This is a genomic window from Pseudomonas sp. SMN5, assembly GCF_052041925.1.
Taxonomy (GTDB): Bacteria; Pseudomonadota; Gammaproteobacteria; order Pseudomonadales; family Pseudomonadaceae; genus Aquipseudomonas.
Map to the genome: position 1 here is coordinate 85,421 of NZ_JBKGGX010000004.1, position 17,913 is coordinate 103,333.

20 protein-coding genes are annotated in these 17,913 nt (G+C 61.9%); 9 read left to right on the forward strand and 11 right to left on the reverse strand.

The genetic code is table 11. The features are described 5' to 3' along the window. The first annotated feature begins 121 nt into the window (after window positions 1–121). Window positions 122–1,336 (forward strand): aldose 1-epimerase family protein, encoded by a 1,215-nt coding sequence (locus tag ACLEJR_RS05295; protein ID WP_440812587.1) that lies wholly within the window; start codon window positions 122–124, stop codon window positions 1,334–1,336. 6 nt (window positions 1,337–1,342) lie between these two features. On the opposite strand, the gene ACLEJR_RS05300 is transcribed toward ACLEJR_RS05295, so the two are convergent. Next, a complete protein-coding gene (locus ACLEJR_RS05300; RefSeq protein WP_440796095.1) occupies window positions 1,343–2,836 on the reverse strand; it encodes a YifB family Mg chelatase-like AAA ATPase in 1,494 nt (497 codons plus the stop codon). 262 nt (window positions 2,837–3,098) lie between these two features. Here ACLEJR_RS05300 and ACLEJR_RS05305 point away from each other — a divergent pair, with 262 nt between their 5' ends. After that, the gene (locus ACLEJR_RS05305; RefSeq protein WP_440812589.1) at window positions 3,099–4,352 is read left to right on the forward strand and encodes a sensor histidine kinase; all 1,254 of its coding nucleotides are present in this window, start codon (window positions 3,099–3,101) and stop codon (window positions 4,350–4,352) included. 45 nt (window positions 4,353–4,397) lie between these two features. Here the strand turns inward: ACLEJR_RS05305 and ACLEJR_RS05310 are convergent, their stop codons facing one another. Next, window positions 4,398–4,658 carry an accessory factor UbiK family protein gene (locus ACLEJR_RS05310; protein ID WP_440796091.1) on the reverse strand — a complete coding sequence of 87 codons (261 nt, stop codon included), beginning with the start codon at window positions 4,656–4,658 and terminating at the stop codon, window positions 4,398–4,400. Between the two features lie 412 nt (window positions 4,659–5,070). Between ACLEJR_RS05310 and glnK the strand changes: the two genes are divergently transcribed. The 4 genes from glnK to sutA all read left to right on the forward strand — a co-directional run bounded on the left by glnK (window position 5,071) and on the right by sutA (window position 7,841). After that, window positions 5,071–5,409, forward strand: a complete 339-nt coding sequence (gene glnK / locus ACLEJR_RS05315; RefSeq protein ID WP_002555808.1) for a P-II family nitrogen regulator — start codon at window positions 5,071–5,073, stop codon at window positions 5,407–5,409. Window positions 5,410–5,442: 33 nt separating this feature from the next. Continuing rightward, on the forward strand, window positions 5,443–6,777 hold the full coding sequence (locus ACLEJR_RS05320; RefSeq protein ID WP_440812591.1) for an ammonium transporter: 1,335 nt from the start codon (window positions 5,443–5,445) through the stop codon (window positions 6,775–6,777). A 212-nt stretch (window positions 6,778–6,989) separates the two neighbouring features. After that, window positions 6,990–7,415: a secondary thiamine-phosphate synthase enzyme YjbQ gene (locus ACLEJR_RS05325; RefSeq protein ID WP_440812593.1), complete on the forward strand. Its 426-nt coding sequence runs from the start codon at window positions 6,990–6,992 to the stop codon at window positions 7,413–7,415. Between the two features lie 102 nt (window positions 7,416–7,517). Continuing rightward, window positions 7,518–7,841: a transcriptional regulator SutA gene (gene sutA, locus ACLEJR_RS05330; RefSeq protein ID WP_440796085.1), complete on the forward strand. Its 324-nt coding sequence runs from the start codon at window positions 7,518–7,520 to the stop codon at window positions 7,839–7,841. Window positions 7,842–8,041: 200 nt separating this feature from the next. On the opposite strand, the gene ACLEJR_RS05335 is transcribed toward sutA, so the two are convergent. Genes ACLEJR_RS05335 through lptM form a run of 6 tightly spaced genes read right to left on the reverse strand, consistent with a single transcriptional unit; the run spans window position 8,042 to window position 12,646 of the window. Continuing rightward, entirely contained in the window at window positions 8,042–8,746 is a 705-nt protein-coding gene (locus ACLEJR_RS05335; protein ID WP_440812595.1) for an HAD family hydrolase, read from the reverse strand. Next, a complete protein-coding gene (gene xerC / locus ACLEJR_RS05340; RefSeq protein ID WP_440796185.1) occupies window positions 8,743–9,642 on the reverse strand; it encodes a tyrosine recombinase XerC in 900 nt (299 codons plus the stop codon). The genes ACLEJR_RS05335 and xerC overlap by 4 nt, the downstream gene beginning before the upstream one ends. Before the next feature lie 2 nt (window positions 9,643–9,644). Next, window positions 9,645–10,370, reverse strand: a complete 726-nt coding sequence (locus ACLEJR_RS05345; protein ID WP_440796081.1) for a DUF484 family protein — start codon at window positions 10,368–10,370, stop codon at window positions 9,645–9,647. A gap of 13 nt (window positions 10,371–10,383) precedes the next feature. Next, entirely contained in the window at window positions 10,384–11,214 is an 831-nt protein-coding gene (dapF, locus tag ACLEJR_RS05350; RefSeq protein WP_440796079.1) for a diaminopimelate epimerase, read from the reverse strand. Window positions 11,215–11,218: 4 nt separating this feature from the next. Further along, the gene (lysA, locus tag ACLEJR_RS05355; protein ID WP_440812597.1) at window positions 11,219–12,466 is read right to left on the reverse strand and encodes a diaminopimelate decarboxylase; all 1,248 of its coding nucleotides are present in this window, start codon (window positions 12,464–12,466) and stop codon (window positions 11,219–11,221) included. Between the two features lie 9 nt (window positions 12,467–12,475). Continuing rightward, on the reverse strand, window positions 12,476–12,646 hold the full coding sequence (gene lptM, locus ACLEJR_RS05360) for an LPS translocon maturation chaperone LptM (protein ID WP_440796075.1): 171 nt from the start codon (window positions 12,644–12,646) through the stop codon (window positions 12,476–12,478). Between the two features lie 186 nt (window positions 12,647–12,832). Here lptM and cyaY point away from each other — a divergent pair, with 186 nt between their 5' ends. The 3 genes from cyaY (at window position 12,833) to rnk (ending at window position 14,103) form a co-directional block, all read left to right on the forward strand. After that, window positions 12,833–13,165: an iron donor protein CyaY gene (cyaY, locus tag ACLEJR_RS05365; RefSeq protein WP_440796073.1), complete on the forward strand. Its 333-nt coding sequence runs from the start codon at window positions 12,833–12,835 to the stop codon at window positions 13,163–13,165. 4 nt (window positions 13,166–13,169) lie between these two features. Then, window positions 13,170–13,388, forward strand: coding sequence for a DUF1289 domain-containing protein (locus ACLEJR_RS05370; protein ID WP_440796071.1), 219 nt, complete (start codon window positions 13,170–13,172; stop codon window positions 13,386–13,388). 304 nt (window positions 13,389–13,692) lie between these two features. Then, window positions 13,693–14,103, forward strand: coding sequence for a nucleoside diphosphate kinase regulator (rnk, locus tag ACLEJR_RS05375; protein ID WP_440796069.1), 411 nt, complete (start codon window positions 13,693–13,695; stop codon window positions 14,101–14,103). A gap of 13 nt (window positions 14,104–14,116) precedes the next feature. Here the strand turns inward: rnk and ACLEJR_RS05380 are convergent, their stop codons facing one another. The 3 genes from ACLEJR_RS05380 to ACLEJR_RS05390 all read right to left on the reverse strand — a co-directional run bounded on the left by ACLEJR_RS05380 (window position 14,117) and on the right by ACLEJR_RS05390 (window position 17,904). Further along, on the reverse strand, window positions 14,117–16,960 hold the full coding sequence (locus ACLEJR_RS05380; RefSeq protein ID WP_440812600.1) for a class I adenylate cyclase: 2,844 nt from the start codon (window positions 16,958–16,960) through the stop codon (window positions 14,117–14,119). Window positions 16,961–17,136: 176 nt separating this feature from the next. Beyond that, window positions 17,137–17,382 (reverse strand): TIGR02647 family protein, encoded by a 246-nt coding sequence (locus ACLEJR_RS05385; RefSeq protein WP_041022651.1) that lies wholly within the window; start codon window positions 17,380–17,382, stop codon window positions 17,137–17,139. A 240-nt stretch (window positions 17,383–17,622) separates the two neighbouring features. Further along, window positions 17,623–17,904: a hypothetical protein gene (locus ACLEJR_RS05390; protein ID WP_440812603.1), complete on the reverse strand. Its 282-nt coding sequence runs from the start codon at window positions 17,902–17,904 to the stop codon at window positions 17,623–17,625. Window positions 17,905–17,913 lie beyond the last annotated feature (9 nt).

Genomic DNA, 17,913 nt, shown 5'->3' on the forward strand with positions numbered 1-17,913 from the left:
GATGGCCTCAGCCCCTCCAACATCATTGAATTGGATTTTCCGGAATTTGCCGTTTATAAGCTTGCTGAAACGTTTCTTCAAGTCTATAAAATCCGCACAACTCCAAGAAAAGGCCATGACCATGACTGCGTTCAAACTTCTCGTGACCCTCGGCGCCCTGGGCGCTGCCTCCCATGCCATGGCCTGGGATTACGTCCTGCTCGACACCGACAAGGCCGCGCAACCATGGCAAGTCACCAGCCAGCAGTTGGGCGTGAAGACCGACAAACCGTTCTCCGTGACGATGCGCACCCTGCATGGCGGCCGGCAGGAGGGTGTCAGCATCGTCGACATCGACAATGGCACTCTCAAGCTTTCGGTGGTCCCGACCCGCGGCATGAATGTGTTGCAGGCCTCAGTCGGCAGCGTGCGCATGGGCTGGGATTCGCCGGTCAAGGAAGTGGTCAACCCGGCCTTCATCGAACTCAACGGCCGCGCAGGCCTGGGCTGGCTCGAAGGCTTCAACGAACTGGTAACGCGTTGTGGCTACGAATGGGTTGGCCACCCCGGCATGGATAACGGCGAGCTGCTGACCCTGCACGGTCGTGCGGCCAATATTCCGGCCAACAAGGTCACCCTGCATATCGATGAAAAGCCGCCCTATGCCATCACCCTGCGGGGCGAGCTGAAGGAGCAGGCGTTCAAGAAGGTCGATTTCTCGGTGCAGACCGAACTGGTCACCGAACCCGGCAGCGTGACGTTCGCCCTCAACGATACGCTGACCAACAACGGCGATTACCCGAAGGAATACCAAGCCCTCTACCACAGCAATTTCAGCACGCCGTTCCTGGAGCAGGGCGCGCGTTTCGCCGCCCCGGTCAAGCAGGTCTCGCCGTTCAACGACAAGGCCAAGGGCGATCTGGCAGATTGGCAAACCTACCGTGCCCCCACCAAGGATTACGACGAAACGGTCTACAACGTCGTGCCGTATGCCGACGCCAAGGGTGACACGCTGACCGTGTTGCACAACAAGGCTGGCAGCCTCGGCGTGTCGGTGGGCTTCAACACCAGCACGCTGCCGGTATTTTCCCTGTGGAAAAACACCGATACCCAGGGCCAGGGTTACGTCACCGGATTGGAGCCAGGCACCAGCTTCTCCTATAACCGCCGGTATCAGCGGCCGCTGGGCCTGGTCCCTAGCATCGGCCCGAAAGAACACAAGCAGTTCAAGATCCACTACAGCCTGTTGGCGGACAAGGGTGCAGTGGACAAGGCACTTGCACGCATCGAGGCCATCCAGAACGGCCAGAAAACCGAAGTGCGCAACGCGCCGCTGGTGGACCTGACCAAGCCGTGATGCGGTTCAGGGCGTAGCGGGCCGATACTGCAACGCTTCGGCCAGATGCTCGCGGCGGATGTCTGCCGCTTGTTCCAGGTCCGCCAACGTCCGGGCGACCTTGAGCAGGCGGTGGGCGGCACGCAGCGACAAGGTCAGTCGTTCGCAGGCGGTTTCCAGCCAGGTTTCGTCGGTTGTGGATAACTTGCAGTGTCGACGCAGGCCCGGCAGATCGAGGAAGGCATTGGCGCAGCCCTGGCGTCGCTGTTGACGTTCGCGGGCCTCGGCCACTTGTGCGGCAATGGTGGCGGTGTCCTCACCCGTTGCGCTCTTGGGAGTGAGCGCGGTGGCTTCCCGGGCCACGGTCAGGTGCAGGTCTATGCGGTCCAGCAAAGGGCCGGACAACTTGTTGCGGTAGCGTTGCACCATGTCCGGCGTGCACGAACAGCGACCGCTGGGTTCGCCGAGATATCCACAGGGGCAGGGATTCATCGCCGCGACCAGTTGGAAGCGTGCCGGGAAGCGCACCCGATCACGGGCGCGGGACACCACGATGTGCCCTGACTCCAATGGTTCTCTCAAGACTTCCAGGACCTTGCGGTCGAACTCCGGCAATTCATCGAGAAACAGCACGCCATGATGGGCGAGGGTGATTTCCCCAGGTTGCGGCTTCGACCCGCCGCCCACCAGCGCCGGGCCGGAAGCCGAGTGATGGGGTTGGCGAAACGGCCGCTGCGGCCAATGGCTCAGCGGCACGCAACTGGCCACCGATTGAATCGCCGCCACTTCAAGGGCCTCGCTCTCGGCCAAGGGCGGCAAAAGCCCCGGCAGACGGCTCGCCAGCAAGGTCTTACCGGTGCCCGGCGGTCCGCTGAACAACAGGTTATGTGCGCCCGCGGCGGCAATCAGCAGGGCGCGCTTGGCCCCGGCCTGGCCTTGCACCTCATTCAAGTCCGGGTAGGGTTTGCTGGCTGAAAGCAGCCCGTTGGAAACAAACGGCTCGACCGGCGTATGGCCGTTGAAATGCGCCACGGCTTCGAGCAGATGATCCACGGCGATCACCTTCAGGCCCGACGCGAGGCAGGCCTCCTCGGCATTCGCCCGTGGCACCACCAGCATGCGTCCGGCCTTGCGTGCCGCCAACGCCGCTGGCAGTACCCCGCGCACCGGGCGCACCGCGCCGGACAAGGCCAGTTCGCCGAGACACTCGACATCGTCCAGCGTCAGGGTTGGCACCTGCACGCTGGCCGACAGGATGCCCAGGGCAATCGCCAGGTCGAATCGCCCGCCGTCCTTGGGCAGATCCGCCGGTGCCAGGTTCAGGGTGATGCGTCGTGCCGGGAAGCTCAGGCCCGAATTGATGATCGCGCTGCGCACCCGGTCCTTGCTTTCCTTCACTGCGGCCTCCGGCAGGCCGACCATCGTCAGCGATGGCAAACCGTTGGCCAGGTGGACTTCGACGGAAACGGCGGGAGCCTCCACCCCCACCTGGGCGCGGCTGTGGACAATGGCGAGCGACATGAATCGTTCCTTGAGTGGATAGGGCACCGCGTCCTGCGGCTTTTGAAGATTAGTCGTGAGGCGGAATCTGGGCGTGGTAATTGAGGGGAGAAAATTTGGCAGGATGTTTCGACAGCCAGCGACGCCCGAGAGTGCCAAGCGCAATACAGGTTCAGCGGATGCCTGCCTTCACCCGTCCAAGCGAAATGCCAGGGACCGGCCTAGACTCCGATTTGCCCGGTCGGCACTCGGGCGGTATCGACGGCACAGGGAGGAAGTGGCCATGAACGATCTGCTGGCTCTGTTAACCGACAAGCGCTTCATGCCCCACGGACATTGCTATATGTGGCGGCCGGATTTGCTGTGGACCAATGTCATCGCCGATGGCTTGATCACCCTGTCCTACGTCACCATTCCCTTCACGCTTCTGTACTTCATCCACAAACGCAAGGATGTCCCGTTCGACTGGATGCTGGCGGCCTTCGGCGTCTTTATCCTGGCCTGTGGGACCAGCCATGTCATGGAGATCCTGACCATCTGGCAACCTTACTACTGGCTGTCGGCGCTGGTTAAGGTGATCACTGCGATTGCCTCGGTGATTACCGCCGTCCTGCTGGTCCGGCTGGTGCCTGCGGCACTGAAGATTCCCAGCCCCCAGCAACTGGCAAGGGTCAACGATGAGTTGCGCGAGGCGCAGGCTGAATTGGTGACCACGGCGCGTCGGGCCGGCATGGCGGAAATCGCGACCAATGTGCTGCATAACGTGGGCAATGTGCTTAACAGTGTCAATGTGTCAGCCCAGCTCCTGTACGACAAAGTGCACGCGTCCAAAGGGCAGGGAGTCGCGAAGGTCGTGCAGTTGATGAAAGAACATTCCCACGACTTGGGTGAGTTTTTCAGCAGCGACCCGAAGGGCCGCGCCCTGCCGGAATATCTGGGCAAGCTCGCCGAGTCGCTGGCGATCGAACAGCAGAGCATGATCAATGAGTTGGCGCAGCTCACCAAAAGCATTGACCATGTCAAGGAAATCGTCGCCACACAGCAGGCGTATGCCGGCAACTCAAGTGTGTTGGAGCCGGGTTCGTTGCGAGAGTTGATCGAGGACGTGGTGCGTATCTGCCATGTTTCCCTGGCGCGCCATCATGTGACGGTGGTCAAGGAGCTCGACGACGTCCCGCCGATGCCCTTGGATAAACACAAGGTGCTGCAAATTCTGATCAACCTGGTCAATAACGCCAAGCAGGCCCTCGATCCGGTCGAGGACCGGCCTTCCCGGATCGTTCTGCGTCTGAAGGCCGTGGAAAACAAGCGAGTGAGAGTCGAGGTCGAGGACAACGGCGAGGGTATATCCATGGGCAATCTCACCCGCGTGTTCGAGCACGGTTTCACGACACGGGTCGACGGCCATGGTTTCGGCTTGCACAGTTGTATCCTGGCGGCCCATGAAATGGGTGGTGAATTGATGGTGCAAAGCGACGGGCCGGGTCTCGGGGCGCTGTTTGCGCTAGAGCTGCCGATGGTGCCCACCCAGGATTGACCTCGTGGAGAAATCCATAAGGTCAGTCGTGACGACCCGAAGTCGTTATTGCTCTGCTGGCGCCAACCGCGCTTCCAGCTCAGCGACCTTCGCCTCCAGGCTTTCCAGCCGTGCCCGGGTCCGGGCCAGCACCACCATCTGGCTGTCGAATTCTTCCCGGCTCACCAGGTCCAGCTTGCTGAAACCACTTTGCAGCAGGGCCTTGAACTGGCTTTCGATTTCGCTCTTGGGCAGCGCGGTATCACCGCTCAGGAGGCGGGCGGCATGGCCGCTCAGGGCGTCGAGGAGATCTTTGGGTGCAAGCATGTCAGGTGTCCTGGAAACAATGGCGGGCAGTGTATCACGCAGTGTCTGTCGCCATTGGCAAGCATGGCTGCACGCTTTTCGCGCACGGGGCCGGGCGTCGTCGCACTGTTGTTGTGCGTATCGCTGCGGTTCGCGGGGCCGTTGAACCGGGTTCAGTGGGTAAGCCCCTGAAATCAGTAGAGTTGGGCACAGATGGCAAGGTTTCTGCTTAGAGGCTGGTGACCCTTGCACTGATGCAGTCGTTGTGACGAATGCAGTGCAGCAGACGAAGCGGGGAGCTTCGTCAGGAACGGTTGACTGGCGCCTGTCGGGCAACTTGGGCCGACGACGCGTTACAAAGCCAGGCACTGCGCTTAGACTTGAGTCGGGTTTGTTTTCCTGGGGCAAGTCCACCAATTCGGGAGAAAGTTTCATGAAGCTAGTCACTGCCATCATCAAGCCGTTCAAGTTGGACGACGTGCGCGAGTCGTTGTCCGAGATCGGCGTGCAGGGCATTACCGTTACTGAGGTCAAAGGCTTCGGTCGGCAAAAAGGCCACACCGAGCTGTATCGCGGCGCGGAATACGTGGTCGATTTCCTGCCCAAGGTGAAGATCGATGTGGCCATCGACGACAAGGATCTGGACCGGGTGATCGAAGCGATTACCAAGGCCGCCAACACCGGCAAGATCGGTGACGGGAAAATCTTCGTGGTCAATCTGGAACAGGCTATTCGCATCCGTACCGGCGAAACCGATACCGACGCCATCTAAGCCGCCCAACCCAACGCCCCAGGAGAAAACAATATGACTCTGCGTAAATTCGCAGGGCTAGGAGCCCTGTTGTCCTTCGTAATGCCTGGCCTGGCCATGGCAGAAGAAGCGGCAGCCCCTGTCCTCAATTCCGGCGACACCGCCTGGATGCTGACTGCCACCATTCTCGTCCTGTTCATGACCATTCCAGGCCTGGCGCTGTTCTATGGCGGCATGGTGCGTTCGAAAAACCTGCTTTCCGTGATGATGCAATGCTTTGCCATTACCGGTCTGATCAGCATTCTGTGGGTCATCTATGGCTACAGCATCGCGTTCGACACTACCGGCATGGAGCAGGGCGTCGTCAATTTCAACTCCTTCATCGGCGGCCTGGGCAAGGCGTTCCTGGCGGGCGTCACGCCGGCCAGCATCACCGGGCCGACTGCACTGTTCCCTGAAGCGGTGTTCATCACGTTCCAGATGACGTTCGCGATCATCACCCCGGCGCTGATCGTCGGTGCGTTTGCCGAGCGGATGAAATTCTCCGCCATGCTGATTTTCATGGGCGTGTGGTTCACCCTGGTCTACGCACCGATCGCGCACATGGTCTGGTCCGGCAACGGTGGCCTGATGTGGGACTGGGGCGTGCTGGACTTCGCCGGCGGCACCGTGGTGCACATCAACGCCGGTATCGCGGGCCTGGTGGCGTGCCTGGTGTTGGGCAAGCGCAAGGGCTTCCCGACCACGCCGATGGCCCCGCATAACCTGGGTTACACCCTGATGGGCGCGGCCATGCTGTGGGTCGGCTGGTTCGGCTTCAACGCCGGCTCCGCCGTGGCCGCAAACGGCACCGCCGGCATGGCGATGCTGGTGACCCAGATCGCTACCGCTGCGGCGGCGCTGGGCTGGATGTTTGCCGAGTGGATTACTCACGGCAAGCCAAGCGCGCTGGGCATTGCCTCGGGCGTGGTGGCCGGCCTGGTGGCGATCACCCCGGCCGCCGGCACCGTGGGCCCGATGGGAGCCCTGGTCATCGGGCTGGCGGCGGGCGTGGTGTGCTTCTTCTGCGCCACCACCCTCAAACGCAAGCTCGGTTATGACGACTCCCTGGATGCCTTCGGCGTGCATGGCATCGGCGGTATCCTCGGCGCGATCCTGACCGGTGTCTTCGCGGCACCGGCCCTGGGTGGCTTCGGCACCGTGACCGACATCGGCACGCAAGTGTGGATTCAGATCAAGGGTGTCGGGTTCACGGTGATCTACACCGCGATCGTCACCTTCATCATCCTCAAGGTGCTGGACGCCGTCATGGGGCTGCGTGTCACCGAGGAAGAAGAAGCGGTGGGCCTGGACCTGGCCCAGCACAACGAACGCGGCTACAACCTGTAAGTACGCGCACTGAAAAAATGCCCGGCCTTGCCGGGCATTTTTTTGCCTGGCATTTGTCATTGCTCACATGAGGTGCCGGTTTTTCCGACGTCCTTTGTCATGTAAGCGACATGGTTTTCTACCGCCAAAGGCTTACATCGAAGGAGGAATATTAGGCTCTTTGTTTTTTTCCTGAGCGCGCTAGAATGCGCGCCGAACGTGCGGAGATCTGTATGTGGCAACAGAAGCTGATCACCCTGCGGGCCAGGCCCCGAGGCTTTCACCTGGTGACGGACGAGTTGGTTGCCGGCCTGCCTGAACTCAAGGCATGTCGTGTCGGTCTGTTGCATCTGTGGCTGCAGCATACCTCGGCCTCGTTGACCATCAACGAGAACGCCGATCCGGCGGTTCGTCGAGACTTCGAACGATTTTTCAATCGGCTGATCCCACAAGGAACCGCCGATTACGAGCACAACGACGAAGGCCTGGACGACCTCCCGGCGCACTTCAAGGCCAGCGTGCTCGGCTGCCAGCTCAGCCTTCCGGTCACGGCGGGACGGCTGGCATTGGGAACCTGGCAAGGTGTCTATCTGGGCGAGCACCGTGATCATGGCGGTGCTCGTAAAGTCCTCGCCACCTTGTACGGTGAAGAGGCATAACTGCCGGTTGCCGGCGGATGTTGAATTTTTTCTGGCAGCCTTCGAACTGTTGGCGAAGCTGGTCTATAACTAATCTGCTTTTCGCAAGTCATGAGGTAGAACATGAGCGACGATGATCTGGAAAACGACGACCTCGAAGTAGGCGACGAAGACGAGGCCGAGGACGGTCTTGAAGCAGCGGCCGAAGACGTTGCCGATGACGATGGGGCCGACGTTCCAGCCCCGACCGCCAAAGGCAAGGCCAAGGCGGCGGTGTCGGTCGACGAGTTGCCAAGCGTAGAGGCCAAGAACAAGGAGCGTGATGCGCTCGCCAAGGCCATGGAGGAATTCCTGGCCAGGGGTGGAAAGGTGCAGGAAGTGGAGGCCAACGTGGTCGCCGATCCGCCCAAGAAGCCCGACAACAAGTACGGCAGCCGCCCTATCTGAGTTTCTGCTTCTTGCTTGCTGAAAAAGCCCGCCGTCGCTGCGGGCTTTTTCATGGGCCGGATAAAGTTTCAGGTTGGTTGTGTCTCATGTGGGAGCGAGCCTGCTCGCGATGGTGGCGGTACATCCGACATCGATGCAAGCTGACCCACCGCTATCGCGAGCAGGCTCGCTCCCACAGGGGGATTGAGGTGATTGCAGGCTCAGGGCTGGCTATGCCAGCCCGCCAGCAACTTCGGCAGTTCGGTCAGGCTGCGGATCTCGGCATCCGGTTTGTGTTCGGCCTCCCAGGTCTTGCCCGTCGGATTGAACCACACGGCGCGCAGGCCGGCCTGTTGGGCGCCGGCGATGTCGTCGCCCGGATGGTCACCGATGTGCACAGCGGTTTGCGCGGTGGCGCCGCCGCGTTGCAGGGCTTCGTGGAACAGCCGGGCGTCTGGCTTGGCGATGCCGATGTCTTCGGCGCACAAGGCGAACTTGAAATAGTCCGCCAGGCCCAGGCGACGCACGTCGGCGTTGCCGTTGGTGACCACGCCGAGGGCGAAGTGGTTGGCCAGGACTTCCAGGGTCGGCTGAACCTCGGGAAAGATATCCAGTTGATGACGGGCGTGGAGGAACGTTTCGAACGCCTGGTCCGCCAGTTCCGACGCTTGCCACTGGTCATAGCCGGCGTCTTGCAAGGCCCGGAACAGTACCCGTCGGCGCAGCGCGCTGATGCGATGCTTCAGGCCGGGCTCTTCACGTAGCACTTGCTCGCGAATCGCCCACAGGTGCTCCACCGGCACGCCGCCCAGATTCGGTGCGTTGTCGGTCAGCCACTGGCGTAATACGGCTTCGGCGCTGGCGATCACCGGGGCGGTATCCCACAGCGTATCGTCCAGGTCGAAAGTGATGAGCTCGATGGTCATGATTCGTCGCCCTTGATGCGTTTGGCCCTGGGGTGGGCACTGTCATAGACCGTCGCCAGGTGCTGGAAGTCCAGATGGGTGTAGATCTGGGTCGTCTTGATGTCCGAGTGACCGAGCAATTCCTGGACGGCACGCAGGTCCTGGGAGGATTCCAGCAGATGGCTGGCGAAGGAGTGCCTGAGCATGTGCGGATGCAGGTTCTGCCCCAGCTCGCGTTCGCCGGCCGCCTTGACCCGCAATTGGATCGCCCGCGGGCCGAGGCGTCGACCCCGTTGGCTGACGAACACCGCGTCGTCGGCGGGGTTGGCCAACGCGCGCAATGGCAACCAGGCCTCCAGCGCTTCCCGGGCCTTGCGCCCGACGGGCAACAGGCGGGTCTTGCTGCCCTTGCCGAGCACCTGGACCATGCCATCGGCCAGGTCCAGCTGATCAAGGTTCAGCCCGGTCAGCTCGGAAAGGCGCAGGCCGGATGAATAGAACAGCTCGAGGATCGCCTGGTCTCGCCGGGCCAGGAAATCATCCTCGACGGCGCCTTCGAGCAGTTGCAGGGCGCGGTCGGTGTCGAGGGTTTTCGGCAACCGGCGTTCGCCCTTGGGCGGCGCCAGGCCGGTGGCCGGGTCGTGATCGCACAGGCCTTCGCGGTTCAGGTATTGATACAGGCCGCGTACCGCCGACAACAGGCGTGCCAGGCTGCGGGAGGATTGGCCCTGTTGGTGCAGACGGGCGATCAGGCTGCGCAAGCGCTGGATGTCCAGCGTCTGCCAACTGCCGATGTTCTGCTTCTGGCACCAGCCCAGGACTTTCTCCAGGTCACGACGGTAGGCTGATAGCGTGTGAGGCGACACCTGGCGCTCACTGCGCAAATGTTCGCAGTAGGCGTCCAGTTGCCGCTCCATCATCAGCGTACCGAGCGCAGTGAGCCGGCAACCCGAGGCAGCACGCGACCGGTGACTTCGGCGATGTAGCTCAGGAACAGCGTACCCACCGAACTCTTGTAGTGCTGCGGGTCGCGGCTGGCGATGGCCAACACACCGTGCACGCCCTGATGGGCAATGGCGACCACGGCCGTGGAACCGATCTGCTTGCGTTGCTCTTCGCCGAACAGGAAATCCAGTTCATGTTCGCGCAGGCTGCCGCTGACGCTTTTGTTTTCCGTAAGCAGGCCGCCAATGGCCGTCTGCGCGTCGGCGTGGGTCACCCAGCGGCCCACCGGCATGGCGTTGTCGCCAAACAGGATCAGGCTGACAAACGGCACCTGGAAATCCTGGCGCAGGCTGTCTTCGACACTCATCACCACATCTTCGAGGGTGCTGGCGTCCATCAGCGCCAGGATCAACCGACGGGTCTTGTCGAAGAGCCGGTCGTTGTCCCGGGCCACGTCCATCAGGTGCGACAGGCGATGGCGCATTTCGATGTTGCGCTCGCGCAGGATCTTCATCTGGTGCTCCACCAGCGACACGGTGTCACCGCGCCGATGGGGGATGCGCATCGTCGCCAGCAACTCTTCATGCTCGACGAAGAAGTCCGGATGAGCGTCCAGATAAGCGGCCACGGCCGCAGCGTCCGGGAGTGCGGCCGGGGATTCGTCGGGCTGCGGGGTGGGAACCTGTGGCTTGTCGGTCATGGGTTTGGCTCACTCAAAGACGAACTTGTCCTTCGTATACGCGCACTGCCGGGCCGGTCATCATCACCGGTTGGCCAGGGCCGGCCCATTCGATGGACAGGCGCCCGCCGGGCAGGTCGATCAACAGGGGCGAATCCATCCAGCCCTGGCTGATTGCAGCGACCGCGGCGGCGCAGGCTCCGGTGCCGCAGGCCTGGGTTTCGCCGACGCCGCGCTCCCAGACGCGCAATTGCGCACGGTGGCGGTCGATCACTTGCAGGAAGCCGACGTTCACCCGTGCCGGGAAGCGCGGATGATGCTCGATCTTCGGGCCCAGTTCGTGGACCGGGGCGCCGTTGATGTCGTCCACCCGCAGTACCGCATGAGGGTTGCCCATGGATAGTGCGGCCACATCCACCGTCGTGCCGTCGACTTCCAGCGGATAGCTCAGGGCCTGGGCCGGGGCCTGGAACGGAATGTCCGCCGGCACCAGGCGCGGAGCGCCCATGTTGACGCTGATCTGGCCGTCATTGCGCACATCCAGTTCGATGATGCCGCTCTTGGTCTCGACGCGAATCCGCCGCTTGGCGGTCAGGCGTTTGTCCAGCACGAAGCGGGCGAAGCAGCGCGCACCGTTGCCGCATTGCTCCACTTCCGAACCGTCGGCGTTGAAGATCCGGTAGCGGAAGTCGACGTCCGGGTTGTTGGGCGCCTCGACGATCAGCAACTGGTCGAAACCGATACCGGTGTGCCGGTCACCCCATTGCTTGGCGTGCTTGGGCAGGATGTGCGCGTGCTGGCTGACCAGGTCGAGGACCATGAAGTCATTGCCCAGGCCGTGCATCTTGGTAAAACGCAGCAGCATGGCCTTACTCCGGCAGCAGGCTTTCGCCGGCGAACAACTCGGCTACCGTCTCGCGGCGACGCACTTCGAAGGCTTGGTCAGCATCCACCAGCACCTCCGCGCAACGCCCGCGGGTGTTGTAGTTCGAGCTCATGACAAACCCATAGGCGCCGGCCGAATGCACCGCCAGCAGATCACCTTCTTCCAGCGCCAGCTCCCGGCCTTTGGCCAGGAAGTCGCCGGTTTCGCAGATCGGCCCGACGACATCGTAGCTGCGCGGAGCGGTATCGCGCGGGCGCACGGCGGTCACGTCCATCCAGGCCTGGTACAGCGCCGGACGGATCAGGTCGTTCATGGCCGCATCGACAATGGCGAAATCCTTGTGCTCGGTGTGCTTGAGGTACTCGACCCGGGTCAGCAGCATGCCGGCGTTGGCCACGATGTAGCGGCCCGGTTCGAACATCAGCGCCAGGTCGCGGCCTTCGAGGCGCTCGCGCACGGCCTTGATGTAGTCGGCCACCAGCGGCGGCTCTTCATCGCGATAGCGCACGCCGACACCGCCACCCAGGTCGATGTGACGCAGCAGGATGCCGCAATCGCCGAGGCGATCGACCAGGGCCAGCAAGCGGTCAAGGGCATCGAGGAACGGTTCGAGGGTGGTCAGCTGCGAGCCGATGTGGCAATCGACGCCCAGCACTTCCAGGTTCGGCAGCTGGGCGGCGCGCACGTACACGTCCTCGGCGTCGGCAATGGCGATGCCGAACTTGTTTTCCTTGAGGCCGGTGGATATGTACGGGTGGGTGCCGGCGTCGACGTCCGGATTCACCCGCAGGGAAATCGGCGCGCGCACGCCCAGCTCGGCGGCGACGACTTGCAAGCGTTCGAGCTCATCGGTGGATTCGATGTTGAAGCAATGCACGCCGACTTCCAGGGCGCGGCGCATGTCTTCGCGGGTCTTGCCGACGCCGGAGAAAACGATCTTGTCGGCGCTGCCGCCGGCTGCCAGTACACGCTCCAGTTCGCCACCGGAAACGATGTCGAAACCGGCGCCCAGGCGAGCCAGGAGATTGAGCACGCCCAGGTTGGAGTTGGCTTTCACGGCGAAGCACACCAGGTGCGGCATGCCGGCCAGAGCGTCGGCGAAGGTCCGGTACTGGGCTTCGATATGAGCACGGGAATAGACGTAGGTCGGCGTGCCGAAGCGCTCGGCGATCGCGGACAAGGCAACCCCTTCCGCGAACAGCTCCCCGCCACGGTAATTAAAAGCGTCCATGGCGGTCCCTTAGTAGGTGGTGTGGGTGTCGTGCGCGTGGGACCTGGATTGCGACGACTTGGCCTGCTCTTCAGGGGACTTGCTGTCATCAGGCAGGTACAGCGGACCTTTTTGACCACAGGCTGTCACAAGGCAGGCAACCGCGACGAGCGCAGCAAGGGAAGAGATCAGGCGCTTCATGGCGAAATCCTTGAAAATGCTTTAATTGCGCCGGAGTATACCGGCCACCCGGCGCCTTGCCTATGCAACGGGGCGCCCGTCCGGCGGTGCTGGTGGCCGTGGGTCGGTATATCCTTTGCAATCGCCGGGCAGCGTCCGTATCTTGCGGCACTTGAGCATGAGCAGACATTTTTCGAGGTTGCCGCAATGAGTTTGAGTGAAGCCCGCTTCCATGATCTGGTCGATACCACCCAGCAAATGCTGGAGGACATCTTCGACGAGAGCGACCTGGATATCGACCTGGAAAGCTCCGCCGGCGTATTGACCGTCAAGTTCGAGAACGGCACCCAGCTGATTTTCAGTCGCCAGGAGCCGCTGCGGCAGTTGTGGCTGGCGGCGGTGTCCGGTGGTTATCACTTCGACTACGACGAAGAAAGCGAGCGCTGGGTATGCGACAAACACGCAGAGCAGTTGGGCGAATTGCTCGACCGTGTCGTCAAGCAGCAGGCGGGTGTGGCATTCGAATTCGAAGGCCTGTGACCCCATGAGCCAGACCGCCCCGGCGCGGGCGCCCAAGCCTCTTTTCAGCAATGTCAGCCCCGCCGTGCCGTCACCGTGCACCAGCGTGTGCAAGCTGGACGAGCAGAAAGTCTGCCTCGGCTGTTTCCGCCACGTGGAGGACATCCGCGAATGGCGCTCGGCCGATGACGAGCGGCGGCGGGTGATCTGTGCCGAGGCGCTCAAACGCAGGTCTCTGAGATAACCGTTCGCCTTGCAAGCTTTTGTGGCGAGGGAGCTTGCTCCCGCTCGGCTGCGCAGCAGTCGCAAGATGTGGGGGCGCTTCGCAACCCAGCGGGAGCAAGCTCCCTCGCCACATGGGTTCGGCGTCGTACATCCGGTAGTTCGTAAACTATCCATGGGTACGGCTGGACCCTGCCTGGCTTGTTTATTTATTGAGCTGTGTTAGTGTCCGGCAACGCCTCAACTCATCGAGGCCTGTGAAAACCCCGTCTTCTTGTGGCGGGGTTTTGCTTTTTTCGTGCAGAAGAAAGGAGTCTGCCTGGATCATGACCGCACCTTCCATCACCCTTACCCGCCTGGACGTACAGCGTCTGGAACGCCTGATCGACAGTCTGGACGAAACGCTGCCGGGCGTGATTGCGTTGCAAACCGAACTCGATCGCGCCGAGACCCTGGTGGGCCACGATGAAGTGCCCGCCGATGTCGTGACCATGAATTCGCGCGTGCACTGTCGCGAGGAGAGCAGTGGCAAGGATTACCATCTGACTCTGGTTTATCCACAGGACGCCAATGCCGACGAAGGCAAGATCTCGATCCTGGCGCCGGTAGGCAGCGCCTTGCTGGGCCTGAGGGTCGGTCAGCACATCGACTGGCCGGCCCCGGGTGGCAAGACGTTGAAGCTCACCCTGCTGGACGTCGAGTATCAGCCCGAAGCGGGCGGCGACTTCCACCTCTGAACGGCTGCTGACATCAGACCAGAGCTAGCGCCTCGTTCAGGGCGCGCTCCAGGTCGGCCTTGTAGCGCAGGTAAAGATTGCTCGAACAGGCACCGTCACCCACCAGGCCCGAGAGGTCCAGGTCGGTGATGTAGCAACGATAGCGCTGGGCTTCGCGGCGCTGTCCGACGATCTCCCTGGCGACCACGCTGAACAGCTGGTCGCCGTGCTCCAGCTCGGAAAACTCCTGCTGATCGCAGTACAGCGTGACGTGCACCTGGCCGTGCGCCGCCTTGCCGATGATCGCCTGCACGTCATAGAACGGCTTGTTCACCGGCGTCTGGGGCGCCTGTCGTGCCTCGACCCGCCGTGCCCGACCACTGCCTGAGGGCAGCAGCTGGTAGTACAGGGTTTCCAAGCTCAGCGGCTGGGCGCTGTCCATCGGCAGCAACGCGTCGCGGCGGTACAGCACCGATTGCAGGAAGCGCTGCAGTGGGACCAGCAGGCTGTGATCGTCGTGATACGGCAAGTGCTGTTGCCACAGGGCATTGAGTTCATCGAGCACATACAGCTCGGCTTCGTCTTCGTTGATCCGGTAGAACACCTGTATGCACTCGGGCTGGCCCATGGGCAGGATCACGGCCAGGTCGTGGTCTTCCAAGGCCATCGGATCCAGGTGCAACGGGCTGTAGGCGCTCAGTTCTTCACCCAGGTAATCGGTCAGTGCCGACAGGCTGCTCAGCGCCACGTGATTGACCTGGCCGGGCACCAGTTCGAGCACGTGATAATGCTGTTGTACCTGAATAAGGTAGCGGTGGTTGAGCCTGCTCAGCAGCAGGGTCTGCGCTGTCTCGAACACCTCTTCGACCCGACGGGCGATGAATTGCGCGCGGTTGTGGCAGAAACAACGAACTCGCAGGCGTGGCTGGCGCTGTGTGCCTGGCAGGTCGTTGAGGTAGTCGCGCAGGCAGTCGAGCAGCGCGTGTTCACCGTCGAAGCGATTGACCAGCACTTCATTCCAGCTGTTGAGCGTGACCCGGTCGAGGGTCAGTACGAGGTTTTCCCGCACGCCGGCATAACTCAGGGAGTCGGTGCGCTCGGTGGTCATCAGGATGTTCAGGTCGCGGTGATGCTTGAGCGGGTCGACGCCGACATTCACCAGAATCAACACATCGCCGGGCACGCTGGCCCGCAGCAATTGTTCTTCGTCGACCGTGTTCAGCGGCAGGGCAATGGACTGTTGCAGGCTGCCCAGTAAGTTGAACAGCTCGAACTCGCTCAGGTCGCTGCTGCCCGGGTGGAGCGCCAAGCGCGTGCTGCTGTCGATCACGCCGTTGCGATGACACCAGGTCAGCAGCTCCAGCAACTCCCGGCAGCGCTTGATCGGCGCGAAATTTTCCCATTCCAGGGCGTTGAGGCTGCCGTTGTAAAGTCCCCACTGGTTCTGCCCCGGCTCTTTTTTGTTGGGCGACTGGACCAGCGTCAGGGTGTCTTCGGCCAGGTCCGGGGCGATGCCGGGGTTGATGAACTCGACCTTGTCGGCCTTGCGCTCGAAGGCTGCATACAGCCGCCGGCCGAGGACGTTGAGATCGCGCTTGTTGATCAGGCTGACGGTTTTCTCGTTACGGGCGAACTGTGTCAGGAAGCGGTAGCTGTGGGTCAGCTCGTTGACCAGCGCCCGTCGTTCGTGGCTGACCTGGCGCACTTTCCACTGGCTGCGGCTGTCCAGCAGTGCCAGTTGTCGCTGGTCCCAACCCCATTCCTTGGCCAGGCGTTCCAGCAGCGTGCGCTGCCAGCCGCCGCTGCGGGCGGAGCCGGTGAGTTTGCGATTGACCTTCAGGTACAGCGCCCGGCGAATCAACTCCAGGCGTTCGGATTCGCCACGGGCGTTGAGGTACTCCTCGAGCCGGCGATAGACCACCATGTACGGGTCCAACTCCTCCAGGTCCAGGCGGTTGGCAAACACCGCCTGTTTGAAGCGCAGGCTCAGGCAGCGCACGTTCGGGTGTTCGCTGGCATAGACCTCGGTCAGCAGCAGCTTGAGCACCGACTTGTAGGGCGACTCGATGCCTTTGAACAGCTGCCAGAGACCGGCACCGATGAACTCTCCCGGCGGAATGCAGGCCAGGTGGCCGAGATCCAGGGTTTCATCGGCGCGGATGAACCGCTTGGAAATCAGCGTATGGGTGTATTGTTCGTAGTTGTCTTCTTCATAGACCGGCACCAGCCACCAGATCGGCGTCCGCCCGGCCAGCCAGATCGCGGTGCGGTAGAACTCGTCGAGCAACAGGTAGTGCTGGGTCGTGCCGCAATTTTCGGAGCTGAGCTGAGTGTCCCGCTCACCCTGGACGAAGCGCGCCGGGTCGATCAGGAAAAAATGCGCTTCGGCGCCTTGGGTCGCGGCCCAGGCTTCCAGCAACTGGCATTTTTTGCGCAGCTCGGCCAGTTCGTCCTCGCTCAGGTTCGGACCGTGGCAGACCCATACGTCCATGTCGCTCTGGTCGGCCTGGGCCAGGGTGCCCAGGCTGCCCATCAGGAACAATCCATGGATCGGCCGCGGCGGGTTGCTGCCGTGGCGCGGTTTGTAGGAGAACGAGCGGGTCAGCCGCTGGGCTTCGGCCAGGATGTTGGCATCGGGTTCGTAGTTCGACAGGCCGGCCGGCGTGCTACTGGAGACGTAGCCGGGCAGCAGCGGATGATTGACATGGAAAAACAGCGGCAGCAGTGTCAGCACGCCTTGCTGGCGCGGCGACAGGCCTTCCATGGCACGTTCCATCCGTACGCTGTTGAACTTTAGAAAACGGGCGCGCAACTGGCTCAGGACCTTGCGGTCGATTCCCTCGTCCAGATCGGGGCGTATTTCGTGGTTGCGGGTCATGTCAGCTCAAACCGGCACGCGGCGTCGGGCGTGGGAAATTACAAGTGATGGCAGGTTAGCGCCCGGACTGGGGAATTCTTGAGCTGAACATTGGATCTGACAATCGAATTGCGTACGTGACATGCCCGTGCGCCTGCGGAAATCCTGGCAGAGGATTTCCGTGGGCGACAAGGGAGTCAGGCGGCTTCTTGAACGCTGAGTATCGTCAGGACGGTCTGCACATTTTGCGCAGCATCTCGCCCCAGGCTGGTCAGGTAACCACCGTCGGGCTGGGTGATCAGTTCTTTTTCGTACAGGCGTTGGGCAGCGGCGATGGCTTTAGGGGCAGCGGTCTGATGGATTTTCAGGCCTTCCTGGGAACTGTCCAGGTTAAAGAGTGCGAGGATTTCCAGTTCGGCAACCAACTCAGGGGTAAGCGACATAAGGACTCCAGACTTTCTAGGAATTTGGACGACAGCGTCACTAAGGTGAGCGCACTCGGCCGAGCTGTCCAGTGTCAGAGGCAGGCTTTTTTGTTTTGATTGATCAGATGCGAAACTTTTGATGCGAGGGAATCCGGTGTGGCGAGGGAGCTTGCTCCCGCTCGACTGCGAAGCAGGCGTAGATTTTTGGGGTTGCTTCGCAACCTGGCGGGAACAAGCTCCCTCGCTACAGATGCGGGTTCAGTTCTTTTCCGGCGGCAACTCAGGCAACTCGCGCAGCGCGGTTTCGTACCATTGGGTATTGAACGAGCGATCTTCCTCGAGCATGGCGTCGATCTCGTAGGCCAAAACATGAGCCATGAGGTTGAGAATGTCTTCGCGTTCGTAGCCCACCAGGGTCAGCTTGTTGAATGTGGCCTTGGCCGCTGGGGGGTTGTCGCTTTCGATCTGGTTTTCAATGGCTTCGATCAGCGTCGATTCGACGAATTCTTCTTCGTCGTTGATGTCGGTAGGCTCACTCATGGCCGGCTC

What these genes read in the sequence shown, in the direction of transcription:
- ACLEJR_RS05295 (WP_440812587.1), top strand. Translation starts at nt 122, where the DNA reads ATGACTGCGTTCAAACTTCTCGTGACCCTCGGCGCCCTGGGCGCTGCC.
- ACLEJR_RS05300 (WP_440796095.1), bottom strand. Translation starts at nt 2,836, where the DNA reads ATGTCGCTCGCCATTGTCCACAGCCGCGCCCAGGTGGGGGTGGAGGCT.
- ACLEJR_RS05305 (WP_440812589.1), top strand. Translation starts at nt 3,099, where the DNA reads ATGAACGATCTGCTGGCTCTGTTAACCGACAAGCGCTTCATGCCCCAC.
- ACLEJR_RS05310 (WP_440796091.1), bottom strand. Translation starts at nt 4,658, where the DNA reads ATGCTTGCACCCAAAGATCTCCTCGACGCCCTGAGCGGCCATGCCGCC.
- glnK (WP_002555808.1), top strand. Translation starts at nt 5,071, where the DNA reads ATGAAGCTAGTCACTGCCATCATCAAGCCGTTCAAGTTGGACGACGTG.
- ACLEJR_RS05320 (WP_440812591.1), top strand. Translation starts at nt 5,443, where the DNA reads ATGACTCTGCGTAAATTCGCAGGGCTAGGAGCCCTGTTGTCCTTCGTA.
- ACLEJR_RS05325 (WP_440812593.1), top strand. Translation starts at nt 6,990, where the DNA reads ATGTGGCAACAGAAGCTGATCACCCTGCGGGCCAGGCCCCGAGGCTTT.
- sutA (WP_440796085.1), top strand. Translation starts at nt 7,518, where the DNA reads ATGAGCGACGATGATCTGGAAAACGACGACCTCGAAGTAGGCGACGAA.
- ACLEJR_RS05335 (WP_440812595.1), bottom strand. Translation starts at nt 8,746, where the DNA reads ATGACCATCGAGCTCATCACTTTCGACCTGGACGATACGCTGTGGGAT.
- xerC (WP_440796185.1), bottom strand. Translation starts at nt 9,642, where the DNA reads ATGGAGCGGCAACTGGACGCCTACTGCGAACATTTGCGCAGTGAGCGC.
- ACLEJR_RS05345 (WP_440796081.1), bottom strand. Translation starts at nt 10,370, where the DNA reads ATGACCGACAAGCCACAGGTTCCCACCCCGCAGCCCGACGAATCCCCG.
- dapF (WP_440796079.1), bottom strand. Translation starts at nt 11,214, where the DNA reads ATGCTGCTGCGTTTTACCAAGATGCACGGCCTGGGCAATGACTTCATG.
- lysA (WP_440812597.1), bottom strand. Translation starts at nt 12,466, where the DNA reads ATGGACGCTTTTAATTACCGTGGCGGGGAGCTGTTCGCGGAAGGGGTT.
- lptM (WP_440796075.1), bottom strand. Translation starts at nt 12,646, where the DNA reads ATGAAGCGCCTGATCTCTTCCCTTGCTGCGCTCGTCGCGGTTGCCTGC.
- cyaY (WP_440796073.1), top strand. Translation starts at nt 12,833, where the DNA reads ATGAGTTTGAGTGAAGCCCGCTTCCATGATCTGGTCGATACCACCCAG.
- ACLEJR_RS05370 (WP_440796071.1), top strand. Translation starts at nt 13,170, where the DNA reads ATGAGCCAGACCGCCCCGGCGCGGGCGCCCAAGCCTCTTTTCAGCAAT.
- rnk (WP_440796069.1), top strand. Translation starts at nt 13,693, where the DNA reads ATGACCGCACCTTCCATCACCCTTACCCGCCTGGACGTACAGCGTCTG.
- ACLEJR_RS05380 (WP_440812600.1), bottom strand. Translation starts at nt 16,960, where the DNA reads ATGACCCGCAACCACGAAATACGCCCCGATCTGGACGAGGGAATCGAC.
- ACLEJR_RS05385 (WP_041022651.1), bottom strand. Translation starts at nt 17,382, where the DNA reads ATGTCGCTTACCCCTGAGTTGGTTGCCGAACTGGAAATCCTCGCACTC.
- ACLEJR_RS05390 (WP_440812603.1), bottom strand. Translation starts at nt 17,904, where the DNA reads ATGAGTGAGCCTACCGACATCAACGACGAAGAAGAATTCGTCGAATCG.